The organism is Nocardia sp. NPDC051929, assembly GCF_044548645.1.
Taxonomy (GTDB): domain Bacteria; phylum Actinomycetota; class Actinomycetes; order Mycobacteriales; family Mycobacteriaceae; genus Nocardia; species Nocardia sichangensis.
On record NZ_JBIUCG010000011.1, the window covers coordinates 218946 to 238600 of the forward strand.

The 19655-nt window shown below is 67.3% G+C and carries 20 protein-coding genes; 13 read left to right on the forward strand and 7 right to left on the reverse strand.

Annotation, left to right across the window (positions count from 1 at the left end; all coding sequences use genetic code 11):
• Nucleotides 1–36 precede the first annotated feature (36 nt).
• Nucleotides 37–984: a zinc-binding dehydrogenase gene (locus ACIHAX_RS16780; protein WP_364425352.1), complete on the reverse strand. Its 948-nt coding sequence runs from the start codon at nucleotides 982–984 to the stop codon at nucleotides 37–39.
• Between the two features lie 88 nt (nucleotides 985–1072).
• Between ACIHAX_RS16780 and ACIHAX_RS16785 the strand changes: the two genes are divergently transcribed.
• Nucleotides 1073–1525: a MarR family winged helix-turn-helix transcriptional regulator gene (locus tag ACIHAX_RS16785; protein ID WP_379252260.1), complete on the forward strand. Its 453-nt coding sequence runs from the start codon at nucleotides 1073–1075 to the stop codon at nucleotides 1523–1525.
• Here ACIHAX_RS16785 and ACIHAX_RS16790 read toward each other — a convergent pair.
• The 3 genes from ACIHAX_RS16790 to ACIHAX_RS16800 all read right to left on the reverse strand — a co-directional run bounded on the left by ACIHAX_RS16790 (nucleotide 1522) and on the right by ACIHAX_RS16800 (nucleotide 3163).
• Nucleotides 1522–1650, reverse strand: a complete 129-nt coding sequence (locus ACIHAX_RS16790) for a hypothetical protein (RefSeq protein ID WP_397278347.1) — start codon at nucleotides 1648–1650, stop codon at nucleotides 1522–1524. The two genes, ACIHAX_RS16785 and ACIHAX_RS16790, sit on opposite strands and share 4 nt — an antisense overlap.
• Nucleotides 1651–1803: 153 nt before the next feature.
• On the reverse strand, nucleotides 1804–2220 hold the full coding sequence (locus tag ACIHAX_RS16795; RefSeq protein WP_355078161.1) for a VOC family protein: 417 nt from the start codon (nucleotides 2218–2220) through the stop codon (nucleotides 1804–1806).
• Between the two features lie 187 nt (nucleotides 2221–2407).
• A complete protein-coding gene (locus ACIHAX_RS16800; protein ID WP_397278418.1) occupies nucleotides 2408–3163 on the reverse strand; it encodes an alpha/beta hydrolase in 756 nt (251 codons plus the stop codon).
• A 442-nt stretch (nucleotides 3164–3605) separates the two neighbouring features.
• Between ACIHAX_RS16800 and ACIHAX_RS16805 the strand changes: the two genes are divergently transcribed.
• From ACIHAX_RS16805 to ACIHAX_RS16820, 4 genes are all read left to right on the forward strand, one after another.
• Nucleotides 3606–4535 (forward strand): universal stress protein, encoded by a 930-nt coding sequence (locus tag ACIHAX_RS16805; protein WP_364425349.1) that lies wholly within the window; start codon nucleotides 3606–3608, stop codon nucleotides 4533–4535.
• Nucleotides 4536–4796: 261 nt separating this feature from the next.
• Nucleotides 4797–5117: a metalloregulator ArsR/SmtB family transcription factor gene (locus ACIHAX_RS16810; RefSeq protein ID WP_364425347.1), complete on the forward strand. Its 321-nt coding sequence runs from the start codon at nucleotides 4797–4799 to the stop codon at nucleotides 5115–5117.
• Nucleotides 5118–5210: 93 nt separating this feature from the next.
• Nucleotides 5211–7037: a phosphoenolpyruvate carboxykinase (GTP) gene (locus tag ACIHAX_RS16815; RefSeq protein ID WP_397278350.1), complete on the forward strand. Its 1827-nt coding sequence runs from the start codon at nucleotides 5211–5213 to the stop codon at nucleotides 7035–7037.
• Complete coding sequence (locus tag ACIHAX_RS16820; RefSeq protein WP_397278352.1) at nucleotides 7034–8686, forward strand: SulP family inorganic anion transporter; 1653 nt, start codon at nucleotides 7034–7036, stop codon at nucleotides 8684–8686. The genes ACIHAX_RS16815 and ACIHAX_RS16820 overlap by 4 nt, the downstream gene beginning before the upstream one ends.
• A 150-nt stretch (nucleotides 8687–8836) precedes the next feature.
• Here the strand turns inward: ACIHAX_RS16820 and ACIHAX_RS16825 are convergent, their stop codons facing one another.
• Nucleotides 8837–9172 (reverse strand): spore germination protein GerW family protein, encoded by a 336-nt coding sequence (locus ACIHAX_RS16825; protein ID WP_397278354.1) that lies wholly within the window; start codon nucleotides 9170–9172, stop codon nucleotides 8837–8839.
• 252 nt (nucleotides 9173–9424) lie between these two features.
• On the opposite strand from ACIHAX_RS16825, the gene ACIHAX_RS16830 reads away from it, so the two are divergent.
• The 5 genes from ACIHAX_RS16830 (at nucleotide 9425) to ACIHAX_RS16850 (ending at nucleotide 13273) form a co-directional block, all read left to right on the forward strand.
• Nucleotides 9425–9952, forward strand: a complete 528-nt coding sequence (locus tag ACIHAX_RS16830; RefSeq protein ID WP_364425341.1) for a flavodoxin domain-containing protein — start codon at nucleotides 9425–9427, stop codon at nucleotides 9950–9952.
• A 179-nt stretch (nucleotides 9953–10131) separates the two neighbouring features.
• Nucleotides 10132–10779, forward strand: coding sequence for a response regulator (locus ACIHAX_RS16835; RefSeq protein WP_397278420.1), 648 nt, complete (start codon nucleotides 10132–10134; stop codon nucleotides 10777–10779).
• A 233-nt stretch (nucleotides 10780–11012) separates the two neighbouring features.
• Nucleotides 11013–11312: a hypothetical protein gene (locus ACIHAX_RS16840; RefSeq protein ID WP_397278356.1), complete on the forward strand. Its 300-nt coding sequence runs from the start codon at nucleotides 11013–11015 to the stop codon at nucleotides 11310–11312.
• A 146-nt stretch (nucleotides 11313–11458) separates the two neighbouring features.
• Complete coding sequence (locus tag ACIHAX_RS16845; protein WP_364425337.1) at nucleotides 11459–12457, forward strand: Acg family FMN-binding oxidoreductase; 999 nt, start codon at nucleotides 11459–11461, stop codon at nucleotides 12455–12457.
• Nucleotides 12458–12577: 120 nt separating this feature from the next.
• Nucleotides 12578–13273: an SRPBCC family protein gene (locus tag ACIHAX_RS16850; protein WP_397278359.1), complete on the forward strand. Its 696-nt coding sequence runs from the start codon at nucleotides 12578–12580 to the stop codon at nucleotides 13271–13273.
• Here ACIHAX_RS16850 and ACIHAX_RS16855 read toward each other — a convergent pair.
• Together ACIHAX_RS16855 and ACIHAX_RS16860 are read right to left on the reverse strand one after the other, a co-directional pair.
• Nucleotides 13257–13712 carry a nitroreductase/quinone reductase family protein gene (locus ACIHAX_RS16855; RefSeq protein ID WP_397278361.1) on the reverse strand — a complete coding sequence of 152 codons (456 nt, stop codon included), beginning with the start codon at nucleotides 13710–13712 and terminating at the stop codon, nucleotides 13257–13259. The genes ACIHAX_RS16850 and ACIHAX_RS16855 overlap by 17 nt on opposite strands.
• Nucleotides 13713–13786: 74 nt before the next feature.
• Nucleotides 13787–17080, reverse strand: coding sequence for a BTAD domain-containing putative transcriptional regulator (locus ACIHAX_RS16860; protein ID WP_364425331.1), 3294 nt, complete (start codon nucleotides 17078–17080; stop codon nucleotides 13787–13789).
• A gap of 104 nt (nucleotides 17081–17184) precedes the next feature.
• Between ACIHAX_RS16860 and ACIHAX_RS16865 the strand changes: the two genes are divergently transcribed.
• From ACIHAX_RS16865 to ACIHAX_RS16875, 3 genes are all read left to right on the forward strand, one after another.
• Nucleotides 17185–17862 carry a hemerythrin domain-containing protein gene (locus ACIHAX_RS16865; RefSeq protein WP_364425329.1) on the forward strand — a complete coding sequence of 226 codons (678 nt, stop codon included), beginning with the start codon at nucleotides 17185–17187 and terminating at the stop codon, nucleotides 17860–17862.
• 263 nt (nucleotides 17863–18125) lie between these two features.
• The gene (locus ACIHAX_RS16870; RefSeq protein ID WP_364425327.1) at nucleotides 18126–18728 is read left to right on the forward strand and encodes a hypothetical protein; all 603 of its coding nucleotides are present in this window, start codon (nucleotides 18126–18128) and stop codon (nucleotides 18726–18728) included.
• A complete protein-coding gene (locus ACIHAX_RS16875) occupies nucleotides 18709–19653 on the forward strand; it encodes a hypothetical protein (protein WP_397278364.1) in 945 nt (314 codons plus the stop codon). Before ACIHAX_RS16870 ends, ACIHAX_RS16875 begins: the two co-directional genes overlap by 20 nt.
• The last annotated feature ends 2 nt before the right edge of the window (nucleotides 19654–19655 follow it).

Consider the following 19655-nt stretch of genomic DNA (forward strand, 5'->3'; position numbering starts at 1 on the left):
CTCGAGCAGGTGTCCCGGCCGGATCCCTGAGGTGATTCATCCGATGCGGACGACGCTCTTGCCGCGAGTCACTCCGCCGGCCAGGTTCGCGATCGCGGTCTCGACGTCGGCAAGCGCGTATTCGGCGGTGATATCGATGCGCACCGACCCGTCGGCGACCAGCGCCATCGCGCGAGTGGCGCTGTCGGCGAGTCGCTGCGGGTGGGTCTGGCTGCCCAGATTGCTGTTGTAGGTCATCAGCGACTGGCCGTGCATCAGCAGGTCGTTGGCCGAGACGGTGACCGGTTCGAAGGTGGCGATGTTGCCGTAGACCACGATCCGGCCATGGGCAGCCAGCCGGGCCAGGCTCGCGACCCGCGTCGGTCCTCCGATCGGGTCGAGGATCACGTCGAAGGTTTCCGCACCGATGCCATCGGGGAACTGTTCTCGCGTCAGCACCTCGTGGTAACCGAACTGACGCGCGTAATCGAGCTGACCGGAGTTGCCGACCACGCCGACTATCCGTTCCGCGCCGGCGGCAGCGGCGAACTGCCCGGCCAGTGATCCGACACCACCGGCTGCGGCGTGGATCAGCACACGGTCCCCGGCCCGGACCCCGCCGACGGAATCGATCAGGTCGTAGGCGGTCGGAGTCACCCATCCGAACCCTGCCGCGGTGCGTGCGTCGACGCGCGAGGCATTGATCGCCAGCACCGAAGGCGCGGTCGCGACCTCGGCGTAACCGCCCCCGCCGACCAGCGCGACGACCTGCTCACCGATCCGGCCTTCGTCCACGCCCTCGCCCACCGCGATGATCTGGCCTGCGGCTTCGAAGCCCGGCACGAACGGGCGCGGCACCGGAAAGTGCCCGCCACGCACCAGCACGTCACCGTACTGCACCCCCGCATAGGCGACGCGGATCGCGACCTCGCCCGGCCCGGCCACGGGCTCGTCGATCTCCGAGATCCGGAAGGTGTCATCGGTGTCCAGCACAACAGCCTTCATCACATACAACTTTCTGTGTTGACTCAGTATCCTGATACTGAGCACTTAAGCAGTATCAGGATGCTGAGTCAACTTAGGAAGTTGTGATATGGTCGACGTGCCCGTCGAGGAATACGTGTGCACGCGCATTCGCCGAGCCGAGCAGGCGCTCATGGCCCACCATGAGGCGGTGCTACGCGGTTACGGACTGACGATGACCCAATACACGGTGCTGCTGATCTTGTCCCGCGACGACGCCATGTCCGGTGCCCAACTGGCCCGCGCGTGTGGGGTCACGCAGCAGAGCATGGCTACTGTCTTGACCGGCATGCAGAACAAAGAGCTCATCGACCGGCAACCGTCGCCCGTCCACGCCAAAGTCATGATCGCCACCCTCACCCCGACCGGCCGCGACCTGCTCGACCGCGCCTATCAGGAAGTCATCGTGCTCGAACGCGCCCTCACCGATCGATTCACCCCCGACGAGCACAAACAGTTCTGCGAATTCCTCGACCGTGCCACGGCGACCCTCATCGAGCAGACCCACACCACACTCCGCTAGCTGAGCAGGTTCAGTAGCACGTGGGGGTGCTCGGACGATGCCGGGCATGCGCCGATGACCAGGTCCCACAGGTCATGGATCGTGATCTTGGTGGGGTTGCCGCCGACCAGACTGTCGGCGGGCACTGTCGTGGCACGAGGGGCTGGTCGGCACACCACTTACGACGAGCGCCTGCGGCAAGTCGAAGACGTCGGCGGGGTGTTCGTTCGAGGGCGCCGGGATATCGACACGGTCCTGGCCATCCCAGTGTGGAGCGACCGCTGCAACGGAAGTGGCGATTACTGTTTGCGCACAACCAATTCCAGCGCGATGTTGTCCGGATCGCGGAATTCCAGAATGTACATGGGGCCCAGGTCTTTCACTCCCGCGTGCGCGATGCCGAGTTCATCGAGCAAGGCAGCCGCCGAATCGAGATCCGACCGAGTGGCGAGGGCGAAGGCGAGGTGGTCGAGTCCTACTCGATCTTCGTCGAACTCGTCACTGGCGACCGGGCGAAGTCCGAGCAGTGCATCACCCATCTGGTAGATCACACCGCCGAAGAGGAACCCATATCGTGCACGGGTGGCCTCGTCCGCGTCCGCGGGACACTCCCAAGCGATCGGCCATCCGAAGACAGCGTCATAGAAGGCCCGGGATCTGTCGATGTCGGTCACTGTCAAGCGGACATGGTCGAACGAACTGGTGGAGATCGGCATGATCGAGATCATGTCATGATCACCCGGCTCGGTTCAGGCGACCAGACCGCGCGATCTTGTCACTCCGCCGCTGGCGATCTCGCGCATCCACCGTGACGCCCCGAGCGAGGTCCGCAGCCGGCAGGCGAGCGGTCTACGGCTGAGGTATCGGCAGCCGGCTCGCGCCCGGCCGCCGATACCTGTCCCGTCAGGCCGGTGACGTGTCGACCTGGCCGAGATGCCGCGCGAAGAACTGTGCCGCGCTGTCGACCTCGAACCTCGGTACCTCGAAATGCCCGCCCGCGTTGGCGTGCAACGTCTTCTCCTTCGAGGCGAAGGCATCGAACAAGGCAAGACCGGATCGACGGTCGAGCAGCTCATCGTCCCACTGGAGCAGGAACTCGATCGGGACGGTGATCCGAGCCGCCGCCTCGATCAGGGATTCATGGCCCAGGCAGCCGAAGACCGCCGCGGTGATTCTGGGTTCGACGGCCGTCAACGGCACCCCGATCCCGGTGCCCTGCATGATGCCCCAGAACCCGACCCGCCCGTCGGCGCCGATCTGCGGCAGTACCTGCAGGGCGTCCAGCGTCACCTGCCATTCCGGCACGGCGCGCTCGGCCAGGTAGGTGTGCAATTCGACGATGATAGGGCCGATCGGCTCGCCCGCAGCCTGAGCACGCCGGAGGACTGCGATCCGCTGCTCGTCCTCCGTCGTTCGCGGCCGGTCGCCGTGCCCGGGTGCGTCGATGGCGGCGGCGTGGAAACCGTAGCCGGTCACGAAGTGGTGCGCCCGGCCCACGATGCCCGGCGCCCTCTTATGCTGGCCGCCGCTGTGCGCCATGAGCACCAAGGGTGCGGGGCCGGAGCCGGATGGGGGCGAGAAGAGCACGCCGGGTACCTCACCCACAGTGAAGTCGCGTTCGATGACACCGTTCAACGATGTCTCCGCAGTGAAATTCACAGAATGCATAGGTATTGCCTTTCGGGATTGCCGTGTTCGCGGCGCTCCCGGCGACACCTACGTCAATCGCCCAACCGTGAAGAAGATGTGGAGCACCCACTGGATACAGCGTTGATGGGTCTCACCTCCTCGGGCAGTGTCACGGACTCCGGGACGCTACCAGCCGGGCGGCACGGCGGCCAACCTTTATAGCGCCTGCGGTGGCTTCAACCACTGATGTCGCTCCAGTGCGGCGTCGTTCCAGTAGCGGGCGAGTCAGGTCACCATTGTGCGCAACAGATCTCCGATCTCGTGGACGGCCGATCGGTGTCTGCGGTGTGCGGAAGATGGTCTTTCGGCCCCACTCGAGGTGACGATCAGCCGCACCGAAGCCCGCCACACCGGTCATACGCTTCGGGGGTGCCCGCCGGGGCACGCCACGATCAGGGACAAGGAGAATTCCATGGGCCAGCAGCAATTCGACGATCCGCATCATGTCGCCACCGCCAAGGTTGTCGTCGGCGTGGATGGTTCGGCGGGTTCGTGGACAGCCCTACGGTGGGCAGCGGAATTCGCCGCCGACCGCGGGCGCGAACTCGAGATCGTGCACGGGCTGGACCTGGTCGGTACCAGCTGGATACTCGGCGACTACGAGGTGCTGGTCCCGTCGATTGTCGACGCAGTCCGCGAGCAGGGAAACCAAATGCTCACCCGCGCAGAGGATGTCGCGCTGTCGATCGCACCCGGCCTGCGTGTCTCGAGGCGTACGTCCACCGACACCGGCAGGCAGCTGCTGATCGACCACAGCGCCGAGGCCTACGCGGTCGTGCTCGGCGCGACCGGCGACACCGGGACATTGACGCACCTGGGCTCCACTTTGCTGGCTGTGACCGCACACGCCGAGGGCACGGTGATCGTCGTGCGCGCAGACTCCGCCACACCGGAAACGGTCCATCGTTCTGGCCCGGTGGTGGTCGGTGTGGACGGCAGCCCGGTCGGGGAATCCGCCATCGCGGCCGCTTTCGCAGAGGCCGCCGCCCGTGATGCGGAGTTGGTCGCCGTGCACGTCTGGAGCGATTGGGATTCCAGCCGGTTCGCCGGCGAACTCGGCCGACTCGACGCGGTCCGCGAGGACATCGAGCGTGCGATCCTTGCCGAACGGCTGGCGGGCTGGCAGGAGAAGTTCCCCGGCGTGCGCGTCACCCGTAAGGTGGAGATGGCGGCCCCCGGTCCGCATCTGCTGTCGTGGTCGAAGGATGCGCAGTTGCTCGTCGTGGGCAGCCGCGGACGCGGCGGTTTCGCGGGCATGCTCCTCGGCTCCACTGCCAACAACCTCGTTCAGCATGCCTCCTGCCCCGTCATGGTCGTTCATCCCGCCTCGGCCGGCGACTGACGAGAAGCGTTCATCCAGAACCATCGGATCTCACACTCGTCGTTTCGCACGCCGTGCGGGTTCACGGTGAACCCGCTGTCGGCACTGTCCCCCGGAAATCTGTCCAGCGGCGAGCCGCGATATCGTCCGCGGCGGAGCCTCTCGCCTGGTGAGGAACAGTCGTCCCCACAACAGTGGTTATGCTGTTTGCTAAACTCTGCAAACAACGTGCGATCGTGGGTGCCGAGATGCCGTCGGTAGGACTGGAAGGATTGGTCGTCGATGCCGGGACTGCAGCGCCCGCTCTATCAGATGAAGGCCGACTTCTTCAAAACACTCGGGCATCCCGTGCGGGTGCGGGTGCTCGAACTGCTCAGCCAGCGTGAGCACGCCGTTTCGGAGATGCTGGCCGAGATCGAGATCGAGGCGGCCAACCTGTCTCAGCAGTTGTCGATCTTGCGACGCGCCGGCCTGGTGACAGCTCGCCGCGAAGGGCTGTCGGTGACCTACGAGTTGACAACCCCCGAGATTGCCGAGCTACTGGCCGTCGCACGGGCCATACTCACCGGCGTCGTCGCCGGCCAGGTCGAAGCTCTCCAATGACCGCCTGACCGTGGCCATGGGAGGGCGATGCTCGACACTGATTGCATATTTTCTAAACTAGACACCTAGCAGCTTTCGAAGGAGTGATATATCGTGACCCGTCACCTGAACGCGACCGCGCAGGCGCCGACCGACCATGAGGGCATCCTGGCGTGGGTCGCCGAAGTCGCGGAGTTGACCGCACCTGATCACATCGTGTTCTGCGACGGCTCCCGGGCGGAATGGGATCGGCTCACCGGATTGCTGGTGGAAAAGGGCACCTTTGTGCCGCTCGCGGCAAAGCCGAACTCATTCTGGTGCGCGTCGGATCCCGACGATGTGGCGCGAGTGGAGGATCGCACCTTCATCTGCTCGGAACATCGCGAGGACGCCGGCCCGACCAACAACTGGGTCGATCCACTGGACATGCGCACGGTGATGACCGAGCACTATCGCGGGGCCATGGCGGGACGGACGATGTATGTGATCGCGTTCTGCATGGGGCCGTTGGATGCCGAAGACCCGAAATACGGTGTGCAGTTGACCGATTCAGAGTACGTGGCGGTGACGATGCAGATCATGACCCGCTCCGGCGCGCTGGTGTGGGACAAGCTCACCGATGGGACAGGCTTCGTGAAGTGCCTGCACTCGGTCGGCGCGCCACTGCGAGAAGACGAGGCGGACGTGCCGTGGCCATGTGATGCGACCAAGTACATCTCACATTTTCCCGAGCGCCGGGAGATCTGGAGTTACGGCTCTGGGTACGGCGGCAACGCGCTGCTGGGCAAGAAGTGTTTCGCACTGCGCATCGCCTCGGTGCTCGGGCGTGAGGAGGAATGGCTGGCCGAGCACATGCTGATTCTCAAACTCACCTCGCCACAGGGAAAGGTCCACTACATCGCCGCCGCGTTCCCGTCCTCGTGCGGTAAGACCAACCTCGCGATGCTCGAACCAGCCCTCCTGGGCTGGAGAGCGGAGACGATCGGCGACGACATCGCGTGGATGCGGTTCGGAGCTGACGGCCGACTGTACGCGGTGAACCCGGAGGCTGGGTTCTTCGGTGTCGCTCCGGGAACCGGAGCGCAGACCAACCCGAACGCGATCGCCACGATCGATGCCGGAAATTCGATCTTCACCAACACCGCACGCACCGATGATGGTGACGTGTGGTGGGAGGGCTTGACCGACACTCCGCCCGCGCACCTGACCGACTGGCAGGGTCACGACTGGACCCCGGATGCGGAAAGCGCGGCCGCTCATCCTAATTCCCGCTATTGCACCCCGATCCAGCAGTGCCCGTCGGTCGCGGCGGAGTGGGACGACCCGGCTGGGGTGCCGATCTCCGCGATCTTCTTCGGCGGCCGGCGCAGCTCGACGGTGCCACTGGTGACCGAGACCTTCGACTGGGCACACGGGGTGTTCACCGCATCGGTGCTGTCGTCGGAGACCACTGCGGCGTCGACGGGAGCGGTGGGTGTGGTGCGTCGGGATCCGATGGCGATGCTGCCGTTCCTCGGCTACCACGTCGGCGATTATTTCGCGCACTGGCTGAGACTCGGCGCCGCCGCCGATCCCGCGAAGCTGCCGAAGATCTTCCAGGTCAATTGGTTCCGCCGCAGTGCCGACGGTACCTTCCTGTGGCCAGGATTCGGCGACAACGTGCGTGTCCTCGAGTGGGCCCTCGATCGCTTGGACGGTACCGCCGGTGCCGTGGAGACCCCGATCGGGTTTGTCCCAACTGCCGAGGCCCTGGACTTGACCGGCCTCTCGGAACGAGCCCGGGAACGGGTCACCGCGGCGCTGGCGGTCGAGATCGACGAATGGGTAGCCGAGACCGCATCGATCGATGAGTGGTACGCCACCATCGGCGGCAATCGGCTGCCCGACCAACTGCGTGCACAGCTGGCCGCGCTGAAGTTGCGTCTGGCCAGAGCACTGTGAACGCGCTCGCGCTACTGCCGCGCCGGTCGGACTGGAAACCCGCGCTCCGCTCGCCCGGCACAGACCTGGTGTCGGGTCTGATCGTCGCCTTGGTGGCGCTGCCCCTCGCGCTCGGCTTCGGAATCTCCTCCGGGCTGGGCGCGGCCGCTGGACTCTCCACCGCTGTGGTCGCGGGCGCGATCGCGGCGGTGTTCGGCGGATCCCGCTTCCAAGTGTCCGGGCCCACGGGCGCGATGACGGTGGTCCTGGTGCCGATCGTCGGCCGGCACGGCGCGAGCGGGGTGCTGACCGTGGGGCTGCTGGCCGGCCTTGTGCTGGTGGTACTGGCCTTCGCCGGGGTCGGGCGGGCTGTGCGCTACATGCCCGCACCGGTGATCGAAGGCTTCACCGCCGGCATCGCGGTTGTCATCGCGCTGCAACAGGTCCCGTCCGCGCTGCAGGTAGCGCACGCCGAGGGCGAGAAGGTGTGGCAGTCGGCATTCGACGCTGTGGGACAATACATTTCGCACCCGCATCATTTGGCGCTCGCGACCACGCTGACGGTGGCCGCGGTCGTCCTGGCCGGTGGGCGGTATCTGCCGAAACTGCCGTTCTCGTTGATCGCGGTGGCCACCGCAACCCTCGCAGCGCAGGTGCTCGATCTGGATCTGACCCCCATCGGAACCATTCCCTCCGAATTGCCCGCGCCCACACTCGGATTCGTACACTTCGATCAGTTGGGGTCGCTGGTCGCGCCGGCACTGGCAGTGGCGGCGCTGGCCGCACTCGAGTCTCTGTTGTCGGCGACCGCCGCCGATGCGATGGCCGTGGGAACCCGCCACAACCCCGACCGCGAACTGCTCGGGCAAGGCGTGGCGAACATCGCAGCTCCCCTGTTCGGCGGGGTGCCTGCCACTGGTGCGATCGCTCGCACCGCGGTCAACGTCCGTTCCGGTGCCCGCACGCGTCTGTCCGCGCTGACCCACGCCGTCGTGCTTGCCGCGATCATCTACCTCGCCGCACCCCTGGTGGCGAAGATCCCACTGGCAGCCTTGGCAGGTGTGCTCTTGGCGACGACCGTAAGGATGGTGGAGACCGCGTCGCTGGCCGCGATCGCCCGCGCCTCACGCGGGGATGCGGTCGTCATGGCGATCACCTTCGGCGTCACCGTCGCCCTGGACCTGGTGACCGCGGTCGCCGTCGGCGTCGGCATCGCCGTCGTGCTCGCTCTGCGGTCGGTGGCGAAAGAAGCCCGGCTCCAGCAAGTCCCTCTCGAGCATGACGACAGCGGCCACTTGGCCGAGGAAGACGACCTGCGGCACGACCACATAGTCGCCTATCGCATCGATGGCCCCGTGTTCTTCGCCGCCGCCCATCGGTTCCTGCTGGAACTGGCCGACGTTTCAGATGTACGCGTGGTCATCCTGCGCATGTCCGGAATCACCGCCTTGGACACCACCGGCGCACTCGTGCTGAAAGACGCCATCGGCAAACTCGAACAGCGCCACATCACCGTCCTGATGTCCGGTCTACGCCAAGACCATCGACGCCGCCTGGCCGCGATCGGCGCCCTGCCCGCAGACGGCGACGCGCACATCTTCGCCCACACACCCGAGGCGATCGCTCACGCCCGCGGATACACACGAAGCCCCGCCGGACAAAACATATGAGCCGGTCTGGCCTACGCCGACACTCGCGCAGCGCATCCCCGACATGCGCGGCGCGAGGCCGTCGGGATCGATGTCGGCGTAGGTGCTCGACGACCCCGGCGCGACGGCATCATCGCGCTGCCATCCGTCGACCCCATGCGGCCCGGGCGGCTACTTCGCCTGGATCTTTGCGATGCGAACACCGACGACGAGAGCGGTGACCGCCACGACGCCGATCACCGTCGCCAGCCGATTGACGTCGACAGCAGGCGTCCAGCGCACATGACCGTTCTTGACCACGAAGGCGCCGACCGGTTTGGCCCCCAGACCGAAACCGCCACCCGCCCCTTCCTGCCCCGAGTTGTCGGTGCCTTCACCGGAGCCGCGGCCACCGGAGATCGCGGCGGCCGCGATCACCGTGGTTCCGTCCCGCTCGACCGGCTCCGCATACACCCGCGTGACCGTCAAGGAGTCCTTCGCCGTGGCCAGTACATCCGCGACCTTCATCTGCCTGATCTCCGTCCGTCTTGCTGTCGAAACGCCCGCGCTCGGGCCACTTCAAGCTTCGAGAGAGGCTCAGGCCGGGCAAAGAGTCCTCCGACCCCCTCGCTGGGGCGCAATGGCATTCGTCGGTAGCGCGCTCTCCTCGAAGCGACCGTGGTCGAAAGTCCCTCGGCGCGAGGCGCTTCGGCACTGCTGCCACCGACGCCTTCTCCGTAACGTCGAGGTTCCGCAGGTAGGCCCTTGGAGGAGATCGAGATGCTGGCGCGAGTCGTCTATGAATCAATGTTCGGCAACACCGCCGCCATCGCCGGGGCGATCGCCGAGGGTCTGGGCGCATACGCCACAGTGGAGGTCATGGACGTCGCTACGGCCGCCCAAATGAGCGCGGTACAGGTGGATCTGCTGGTGGTCGGCGCGCCCACGCATGCCTTCGGACTGAGCAGACCACGCACCCGACGCGACGCCGCCGAGCGGACCACAGCAGCAGTAGCCGTCGATATCGGAGTCAGGGAATGGCTCGACGCGGCGTTCACCGTTCCGGCGGGCAGCAGAGCTGCGGCGTTCGGCACCAAAGCCGCAACTCCAGCGTGGCTGCCGGGGTCGGCCGCGCGCGGCGTGGCGAAACGGTTGCGCCGTTCGGGTTACGAACTCGCGGACGATCCGATGGATTTCCTCGTCACCGACGTGACCGGGCCACTGGCTGATGGCGAACTCGAGCGGGCACGCGCATGGGCGCAACGGCTGGCGTGCGCCGAACTCGACCGGGTCGCTCACCCCAGCTGATATCGAGAGCTGCACCGCATCCCATATCCGGGTCCGCCGCTCGACCGGTGCCGCCGGTGTAGGGATCGGAATCCCGTACGCCCGCTGCGGGGTGATGCGGCGGCCGAAGCCGTGGTGGCAGAGCCTCGATTCGTACACTTCAGGAGAACAGCATGACCGAGCGACGAAAGGGGCCATCCATGGTCAAGGTCTTTCTGGTCGATGACCATGAGATCGTCCGCCGCGGCGTCGCCGACCTCGTCGACCTCGAGCCGGACCTCAAGGTGATCGGCGAAGCGGGCAGCTACTCGCAAGCGCTGGCCCGGATCCCTGCCCTCCGCCCCGACGTCGCCGTGCTGGACATGCGGCTGCCCGATGGCAACGGCATCGAACTGTGCCGCGAACTGCTCTCGGCCGCCCCCGACCTGCGTTGCCTGATCCTCACCTCCTTCACCGACGAACAGGCCATGCTCAACGCCATCCTCGCCGGAGCCAGCGGATACGTGGTCAAGGACATCAAGGGTCTCGCGCTCATCGATGCCATCCGCGCCGTCGGCGCTGGTAACTCGCTGCTGGACAACCGTGCAGCCGCAGCGCTCATGGCGAAGCTGCGGTCGGAAGCGGAAGCCAAGACCGGACCGCTCGCCGGTCTCACCGACCAGGAGCGCACGTTGCTCGCCCTGCTGGGCGAAGGGCTCACCAATCGGCAGATCGCAAGCCGGATGTTCCTCGCGGAGAAGACTGTCAAGAACTACGTGTCACGACTGCTGGCCAAACTCGGCGTCGAACGCCGCACCCAAGCCGCAGTGCTGGCCACCAAATTGGAACAGCCGCGACAGCCGTCCTGAATCTGCGGTGCGGTCTCCCCCGATCGGCATGATGGCAGCCTTCGCCGACCAGGCGGCCCTCGCTCTGCAGTTGACCGACACCCAGCGCCGGATGCGCGAAGCGGTGAGCAACGTGGTGCGGCATGCGGCCGCGAGCACCGTAGCGGTCGAATTGCAGATCGAGGACGACGTCACGATCGAGGTGACGGACCCGCCCAGCCGCAGCCCATTTCCACCGAGACGAGGGAATAATCATGAGCGACAACGCATCCGGCCAGCCCTACCATGCCGCGCCGGGAGAAAGCCTCGCCGACCCGTACAACATTCCGGGCATCGTGCTGTTCATCACCGGAGTAGCGATCCTGGCGGCCACACTCACCACAGCTGGATCGGGATTCACCGGCTGGGTGACTCTCGGGGCCGCCGCCACCGTGTTGTGCTTCGCCGCCAGCGTCGCGGTGTTCTGGTTCGAGCACGAGCGCCTGCGTCGTCTCGCTCGACATCGCTCCCCGCTTCGGGCCGAGTCGCGGCCGAACCCGCAGGGCCGCACGTAACCGCAGCGCGGTACCGGCTTCACCGCCCACAGGCCATCATGGCGGTCGCCGACTTCCTGACCGGTCAGCCCATCAGGACCGTTCGCGGCGAAATACGGGACCTACGGCCCCTTCGGACACCGGCCCTCGACCCCTACCGTGACAATATGAACGAGCAACCGACCGGAGAAACCATCCAGCGAGCCGTCCTGCTCGCCGGCCGGGCGCCGTCGCTGCACAACAGCCAACCCTGGCATTGGACTTACGACGGTCACACCCTGCGTCTGTTCGCCGTGCCCGGACGCATGCTCCCAGCGACGGACAAATCGGGCAGGCAGTTGCTGATCAGCTGCGGTGTCGCTCTGGACCATCTGCGCGCCGCGATGGCCGCCGCGGGCTGGCGGATCCACCTCGCCCGCTTCCCCGACCCGAACCGCCGGGAACACCTGACCAACATCACGTTCGAACCGGCTCGAATCGTCACCGAAGGCGACCGTGCACGCGCTGACGCCATTCTGCGACGGCACACCGACCGGCTCCCGTTCCAGGCGCCTTCCGGATGGTCCGACTTCGAACAGGTGCTTCGGTCCACCTTCGAACCATCCGCAGTCACACTCGACGTGCTCCGCGACGACAGTCGTCCCGCCCTGGCCCGCGCCTCGGAGATGACCGCCGCCCTGCGCCGCTACGATGCGGGCTACCACGCCGAATTGTCATGGTGGACCGGGCACGTCGTCGCCGAGGCAGGGGTACCGAAAGAGGTCCTGGTCTCGCCGGAGGAGCGGCAGCGAGTCGGTGTGGCCCGCACGTTCCCCGCCACCCCCACCGGCGACCGGCGCGGCCAGATCACCGACGACCATTCGGTCATTCTCGTTCTGTCGACCAGCAGCGACGCACCCGATGACATGGTGCGTTGCGGAGAGGTCCTGTCCACTGTGTTGCTGGAGTGCACACTCGCGGGCTATGCCACATGTCCACTGACGCATCTCACCGAAACGCCACAAAGCCGAGCGGTCGTGCGTGAGCTGATCCGCCATCCAGCTCTGCCGCAGGTCCTGATCCGGGTCGGCATCGCGCCCGAACCGGAACAGGACATGCCGGCGACACCGCGTCGGCCGCTTCACGAGATCCTGGATATGCCGGAATCCGTGCGCCCGGCTCGGTGACCTCGCAGCCGAGTCGCTGGGCACGTGAACGTTGCCGGTGTTCGGTTCATCGCCTGCCGCTGTACAACCGGCACCACCCCTCATCCCCGAACGCTCACGTCGACCCAGGAGTCGGAACTCATGAGAACAGTCGCGATTGGCGCAGCCAGCGCATCGGCCCTCGCCGGGCTCGCGATAACCTATCGGGCCTTCTGGCGCACCAGATGCTTGACCTGGGGTGCCGCAGCGGAGGAGATTGCCCGAGTCATGCCAGGCGACGAACTACTGGTCGACCCCGACATCGTCACGACGCGGGCGATCACGATCGGCACCGCCGCGGACGCGATCTGGCCGTGGCTGGTTCAGCTGGGACCGGGCCGTGGCGGCGCGTACACCTACGATTGGCTCGAGAACATGCTCGGTCTCGACATGCATAGCGCCGAGCAGATCCTGCCACAGTTCCAAAACCTTGCCATCGGTGATGATCTCGCCCTCGGCAAGTCGGGCCCGCGTATGCGAGTCGCGGCTTTGGAACCCGAACACGCATTGGTCTTCGCTTCCGATGACGGCCACTGGGTCTGGGCATTCGGGCTATACCCGATAGATGGAGCCACCCGGCTGGTGAGTCGCAACCGCATCGCGCTCACCGGCTCCTCGAAGCTGACCCGCGGGTTCTACCAACTCGTTATGGAACCGGGGAGTCTGCTAATGGAGCGCAAAATGCTGCTGGGCATCAAACAGCGCGCCGAGCGGCTGTCACCTGGACGCTCACTCGCAGGGAGCAACGGCACTGCTAAGTCTGCTTCCCGCGGGACGCCGCTCACCGGCGCGGGCTGAGCAAGACCAAAGGGATCTGGCGGGTGGTCCGCTTCTGGTAGGTCTGGTACCCCGGGTACGCTGCGACGACCTCTGGCCACCGCCGGTCGCGTTCCTGCGGGGGGAGCACGCGAGCAGTCATCGGTTGCTTCGCGCCGTGCTGGAACGACACCTCGACCGCGGGATCGGCACACAGGTTGTTGAACCAATCCGGGGAGATGTCGTCTCCGCCCCGCGAAGCGACGATCAGATAACTGTCGCCCGCCACGACGGGAACGGTGAGGATCACGATGCGCGGCAACCCTGTTCGCCGTCCGGTCGTGGTGAGAGCCAGGGTGGGCATCTTCTTGAATCGAGTGCCGGCACGGCCGCCGCTGATGTCGAGCAGCTTGCGGTGCGCGGTGGTCACGGTCTTGAGGTACAGATCGGTGGCCGCGCGAAAGCGGCGGGTATTCGGCATCGGGGTACTCCTCGGTCGGTCCGGATCGTCGGGAACGATGGTCCGGGTCCGACTTGTGAGCGACCAGTGAAGCGTCAGCGCTCGAGGCGTTCGGCCGCGGCCGCGATCCAAGTGGGGTTGCCGCAGCGTTGGGCGACGTGGAGCGCGGCCCGGTAGTGCGCGGCGGCGAGTTCGGCATCGCCGCGCCGGGCCGCCAGGTCACCGAGAACGGTGTCGACCGGACCGACCGCGTAGGAACCGGTGTCGGCGCCACCGAGCCGGTCACGGTAGGGAAGCAGATCGCGGTAGAGCGCGGCGGCCTCGGTGGGCGTGCCCAGTGTCGCGACCGCCATGCCGCGCAGTGTGAGGAACAGCGATCGGAACACGTCGTCGCGGATCGGCCGGGCCCGGCGCCGGATCCGCGCCGCTTCCGCCCGATCGCCGGCCGAGAGCAGGGCCAGCACCAGGAAATCCACCATGGCGTCGACGGTCGCGGGGACGGCGCTCTCGGCGAATGCACCGGCCATCTCGGCCAGTTCACCGGCGCGGCCCTGGTGCAGCCGCACTACGAACAGCGCCATGGCCAGGATTCCGCCCGCATTGAAAATGCCCGCGCGGGTCAGCAGTTCGTTGGCTCGCAGATAGTGCTGCTCGGCCGTGTCGGGATCACCGGTCATGAGCGCCACCAGCCCGCACGCCATCGCGTTCGCCACCTGCGCCTGCCGCCACTGATAGCGGTCTGCCAGCGCGGTGGCCGCCTGGAGATGCTCGCGGACGGCGGCGATGTCAGCCGCGGACGCGGCGGCCTGAACCGCGACCGTGTGGCCGAGGAGCAGGTAATCGCTCCGGTCGGTGCGTCGCCCGACCTCGATCAACTCGGCTCCGAGCGGGCCGCGCTCCGGCGAGTCGTACAGCGAGGCCTGCGCTTGCAGCGCGGGAGCGAGCAGGGCGTCGTCGCCGAGCTCGCGGGCCAAAGTTTCGGCCTCCGCGGCGGCCACCGCCGCGCGTTCGCCGGCCTCGCCGCCGATCTCGTCGACAAGCGTCACCAGCAGTCGGCACCGGTCGGCGGGAGCGAGGCCGGGGGAACGCAGTGCGTCCTCTATCCAACCGACGACCCGGTGCTCGACCACGCCGTACTGTCGATTCATCCACGGGGTGGGTGTGTCCCACGCGGTGAACGCCCGTACCAGCAGATCGACTCGGCCGGCCTCCTCCGCCAGCGCCGCGGCCCGGTGCCGAGCGGTTCGAGCGGCGAGCCCGGCGCCACCGGCGAGATGACTGCGACCCGCCCGGCACAGCATCGCGACCCGTTCCTCGACGATGTCGGCGCCGGTGTGACGCTCGAGCGCGGCGGCCGCGCGTTCATACCCGGCCGCGGCGACGTCGTGGGCGTAGCGCCGCTCGGCCCGTTCGGCTGCCGCCACGGCGTAGTCGGCGGCTCGTCGTGCCGTCTCCGGGTTCACCGACTCGCCGTAGTGATGGGCCAAAGCCGCGAGATCGCCAGGATCGATCTCCTCGATCGCGGCGGCGACCCGCCGATGCCATCGGTCACGGCGGATCCGGGAGAGGTCGCCGAGCAGCGTATCCCGAACCAAAACGTGCGTGAAACGCGCTCGGCCGCTGGCCGGTTCGTCCAGGAGCCCGGAGAGCACCCCCGCTTCCACCGCGTCGAGCACGTCGTCCTCGGGCACCTCGGCCGCGCGCACCAGCACCGCGACATCGAACTCCCGGCCGATCACCGCGGCCAGACGCAGCAGCGCCACCCCGGTCTCGGGAAGCCGGGAAAGCCTGCGGCGCAGTACGTCCCGCACACCCTCCGGAACGTCCGACGCGGCGACCAGCTCGCCCTCGCTCTGCAGCAGACGTGCGACCTCGATGAGATAGAACGGATTCCCGCCGGTGCGCTCGTGCAACGTCCGGACCACAGCGGCCGCCGGTGTGCTGCCGGTCAGGGCGGTGATCAGGCGACCGCTGTCCTCGACGCCGAGGCCGCGCAGGCGAACCCGGGCGCGTACGGTGGTGGCAAGGGCCGCGAGCGCGTCTGCCAACGCAGGCGGCACCTCGTCGGGGCGGTAGCCGATCACGACGAGCCCGGGTACCTGCGTCGCCACCGCGGTGAGCAGCGCCGCTGTCTCGGTGTCGCCCCGATGTACGTCATCGAGCAGGATCGCCAACGGGGCGACGGCGGCGACGGCGCTCAGGTAGCCGCACACCGCCCGATGTAGCAGGAAACGGCCATGGTCGCGGTCGGCGTCCTGTGCACCGGCGCCGTCGGTGAGCAGCGGCGCCAGGGCGGGCGCGAAGCCGCCGGGATCGTGCTCGCGGGCCAGGGCGCGCAGGATCTCGACCCATGGCCAAGCCGACGGAGCGGCGTCGTCCTCCGGGCAGCGTCCGATCACCACCCGGTGCCCGTTCGCGCGCAAGGCCGCGCCGAAGTGCTGCAGCAGAGTCGATTTCCCACTGCCGGCTTCACCCGCCACAGTCGCCGACCGAGGGTCGGCACCGGCGGCCGCGTCGCGCAGCGCGGCGAGTTCTCCGGTTCGGCCGAACAATCCCGGATTCGGCTCGGCCTGCGGGGCGCTCGCGGCCGCTGCGGATGTGGACGGTGTCTGCGGGAGTGGAATCGCCCGCTCGCGCAGCGGGATTCGTTGCGCGAGGATGTCCGCCTCCAGCCGGGTCAAAGCCGGACCCGGATCTATGCCGAGTTCGTCCGCGAGAACGTTGCGGGCCTGGCGCAGGGCGCTCAGCGCGTCGGCTTGGCGGCCCGCCCGATATCGAGCCAGCGCTGTCAGTCGCCACGCCTCTTCCCGCAGCGGGTGCTCCTTACTCAAGACCTCGGCCTCGGCAGCGGCGAGCGCCGGCTCGTCGAGCTCGAGCAGGGCGGCCGCGAGTTGCTCGCGGGCGCCCAGCCGTAATTCCTCCAGCCGCGCCGCTTCCGCGGTCGCCCACGGCTCCGCCGCGTAGGCGGCGTAGGCGGGGCCCTGCCAGCGGGCGAGCGCGCGTTCCAGCGTGCGCCGTCGCTCGCGCGGATCGCCCTGCTGCCCAGCGGCGTCGAGTTCCGCGCCGAAGTGCCACGCGTCCACGTCCTCGGTGGCGAATCGGACCGCGTAGCCGGGGGTCCGGCTGATCAGAACGGTGGCGGGTGTGCGCGGTGCCCGCTGCGGCTCCAGCAACCGCCGCAGGTTGGAGACGTAGGCTTGCAGTGCGCCGAGTGCCCGCGGCGGCGGTTCACCCCGCCACAGGTCATCGATGAGGCGATCGACCGGCACGACCTCGCCCCGTGCTACCAGCAGCCGCGCCAGCACGCCACGTTGCCGCGGACCGCCGAGATCGAGTTCGCCCCGCTCGTCCGCCGCGGTCAGCGCGCCGAGCACCCGGATCCGAACCATGACGCGCCAAGTCTAAGACCGACCCCCATGCAGTGCCTTACAAGTGGGCTGCAAGCGGCGGGCCGCACAGTCGTCGCGGTACACCGCCGCGACAGGAGCACCGCATGAACACCGCCCGCACCGCGCCCAGCCGCCCCGACACCTACGACATGGTCGTCCTGCACAACGCCTTCCGCAGACACTTCAGCGCTCTGCCCGGCCTCGTCGCTGCGGTGGCGCCCGGAGACGTCGAGCGCGCCCGGCGCCTGATCACCTTCCTCGGCGAACTCGGCGACGGCCTGCACCACCATCACACCGGCGAGGACGAGCTCATGTGGCCGATCCTGCTCGAGCGCGCCTCCGCGGACGCCGCTCTGGTGCTGCGCATGGAGGAACAGCACGAGCGGATCGCCGAACTCACCGAGCGCGCCCACCGCGACGGGACCGAGTTCGCCACCGCCGCCGACCCGTCGGTTCGGGACCGGCTCGCGGCCACGCTGCGGGCGCTGTCCGATACCCTCGACGAGCACATGGCCGAGGAGGAGCGGCACATCCTGCCCGTGGTCGAGAACGTCATGACCGCGCTCGAATGGCAGGCTCTCGGCGAACGCGGACGCGAGCACATGCCGAAGGACCGCCAGCTGGTCTTCCTCGGCTTCATTCTGCAGGGCGTCTCCGACGACGACCGCCGGAAAATTCTCGCCGAGATGCCACTTCCCGCCCGGCTCGCGTGGCGTCTACTCGGCCGCCGCGTCTTCGCCAAGGAATACCGCGAGATCTACCACGCCGATCCGGAGTGGTGACCGCGAAACGACAATCGAAGTCGCTGCACCTCGTCGCGGAAATGCCCAGCCGCCGAGATTCGGCGCATTCGCATGCCGCACACAGTGTCATGAGTGACAGAAATGGTGCTTCGTCACCTGGGCAGTGTAGGGAAATCCACTCTGCGGTCTGATCTTTTGAGAGATGATCAGTGGTGCGACACGGTCGGTCACGTGCGCGTTGACTGAGCACCGACGTAATCGTGTTCCGGAATGCGGGGAGGGAAAGAATGTTCGCTCGGCGAATGATGGTCGTGGGTGGGGCGGCGCTCGCGTTATCGGCATGCGCCACGTCGATACCCGACCCGCAAGCGGGCACTGCGACGACGACCCAACTGTTGTCCGGAACCGATGCCCCGCCGGGTGATGAAGCGCCGGGGCGACCAGGCAAAACCGATGCCGGTAAGGCGGCCGGGGCGCCCTTCCGGATTCCGGCGTTCACCGAACTCCAGGGCGCACCAATCGTCGCGGTCAAAGAGTTGGCAGTGCAGCGCATAGCCGCGGCGTGCGGCGGCTGCGCGAGCGTTGCCGTTGCACAGGACAAGGCCGACACCTACCGCAGCATTTGCCAGTACTCCGGATTCTCCGGCGCGAAGCAGGATTCGACCCCGACCGGAGAGTCGGTGAACGGGTCGTTGATTCTGATGTCCGGCTCGACACTGACGCTGCTCACGGGAACACTGTCCCCGCAGAAACTTCCCTGCGGCACAGAAGGCTTCGAACCGAAGACATCCGACACCACCTCCCCCACGAGAACCGTCTCCCCTACCGGAGCCGACTCGACCACCCGAACCCAAACGCCCACCGAGACGGCGACGAGCAAGCCACGTGTCACCACCACCAGATGAGCAGGCGTCGACACCCGCAACGGGTTCGGCGTTCGACGGGTTCGGTCACGTCGCACGATCCATCGGGCAACTGGTCGCGCCGACTACGTTGCTCACCGCCGTCCTGTTCTACTTCGGATGGGCGCATGTCTACTGGTACTTCAACTACTTCGGTGTCGACTCGACGACGCTGAATCCGAGCATCCGTGAGTACCTGATGCGCACCGTCGACGCACTGTTCGTGCCGCTGACACTCGTCGGTCTCATCGGTATGGCGGTGCTGTGGGGATACGTCGCGCTTCCGGATTCGATCCGCACCCGTCGACCGGGGCGGTGGGCCACCGCCGCGATCGTGCTGATCGCCGGGGCGGTCCTCGTCAACGGGCTGTCCCGGATATACGTAGTGACCCCGATCAACAAGGGTTTGTGCGTGGCACCGGTGTCGATCATCGCTGGGGTGCTGGTGTTCTGGCTGCTGGTCGTGCTGCGTCGTAAGCGTCTGCGTGAAAGCCTGCCTGCGACAGCGCCGCCACCGTCGCAGGCGGCAGCGGTCGCGGAGTGGGTGATCCTGTTTCTCATGGTCGGCATCAATTTGTTCTGGATCGCCACCGATTACTCGGTCGCGGTCGGTCAGACCCGAGCTCGGGAATGGGCCGCGCAACTGCCCACCAGTTCCCAAGTCATCATCTACAGCGAAAAGGAATTGCACCTTTCCGGGCCGGATGTCCGAACGACGCCCTGCGACCCCGACCCCGACACTGGATCCGCCTACCGGTTCCGCTACGACGGGCTGGCGCCACTGAGCCGCATCGGTGACCACTACGTCCTGGTCCCCCGGACCTGGAGGCCCGGGCACGGCGCGGCCATCGTCCTGCCCGCGCAGAGCCCGGGCGCGATCCGGTTCGAGTTCCGCCTGGCGGGCGACACGGTACCGGCCAAATGCTGAAT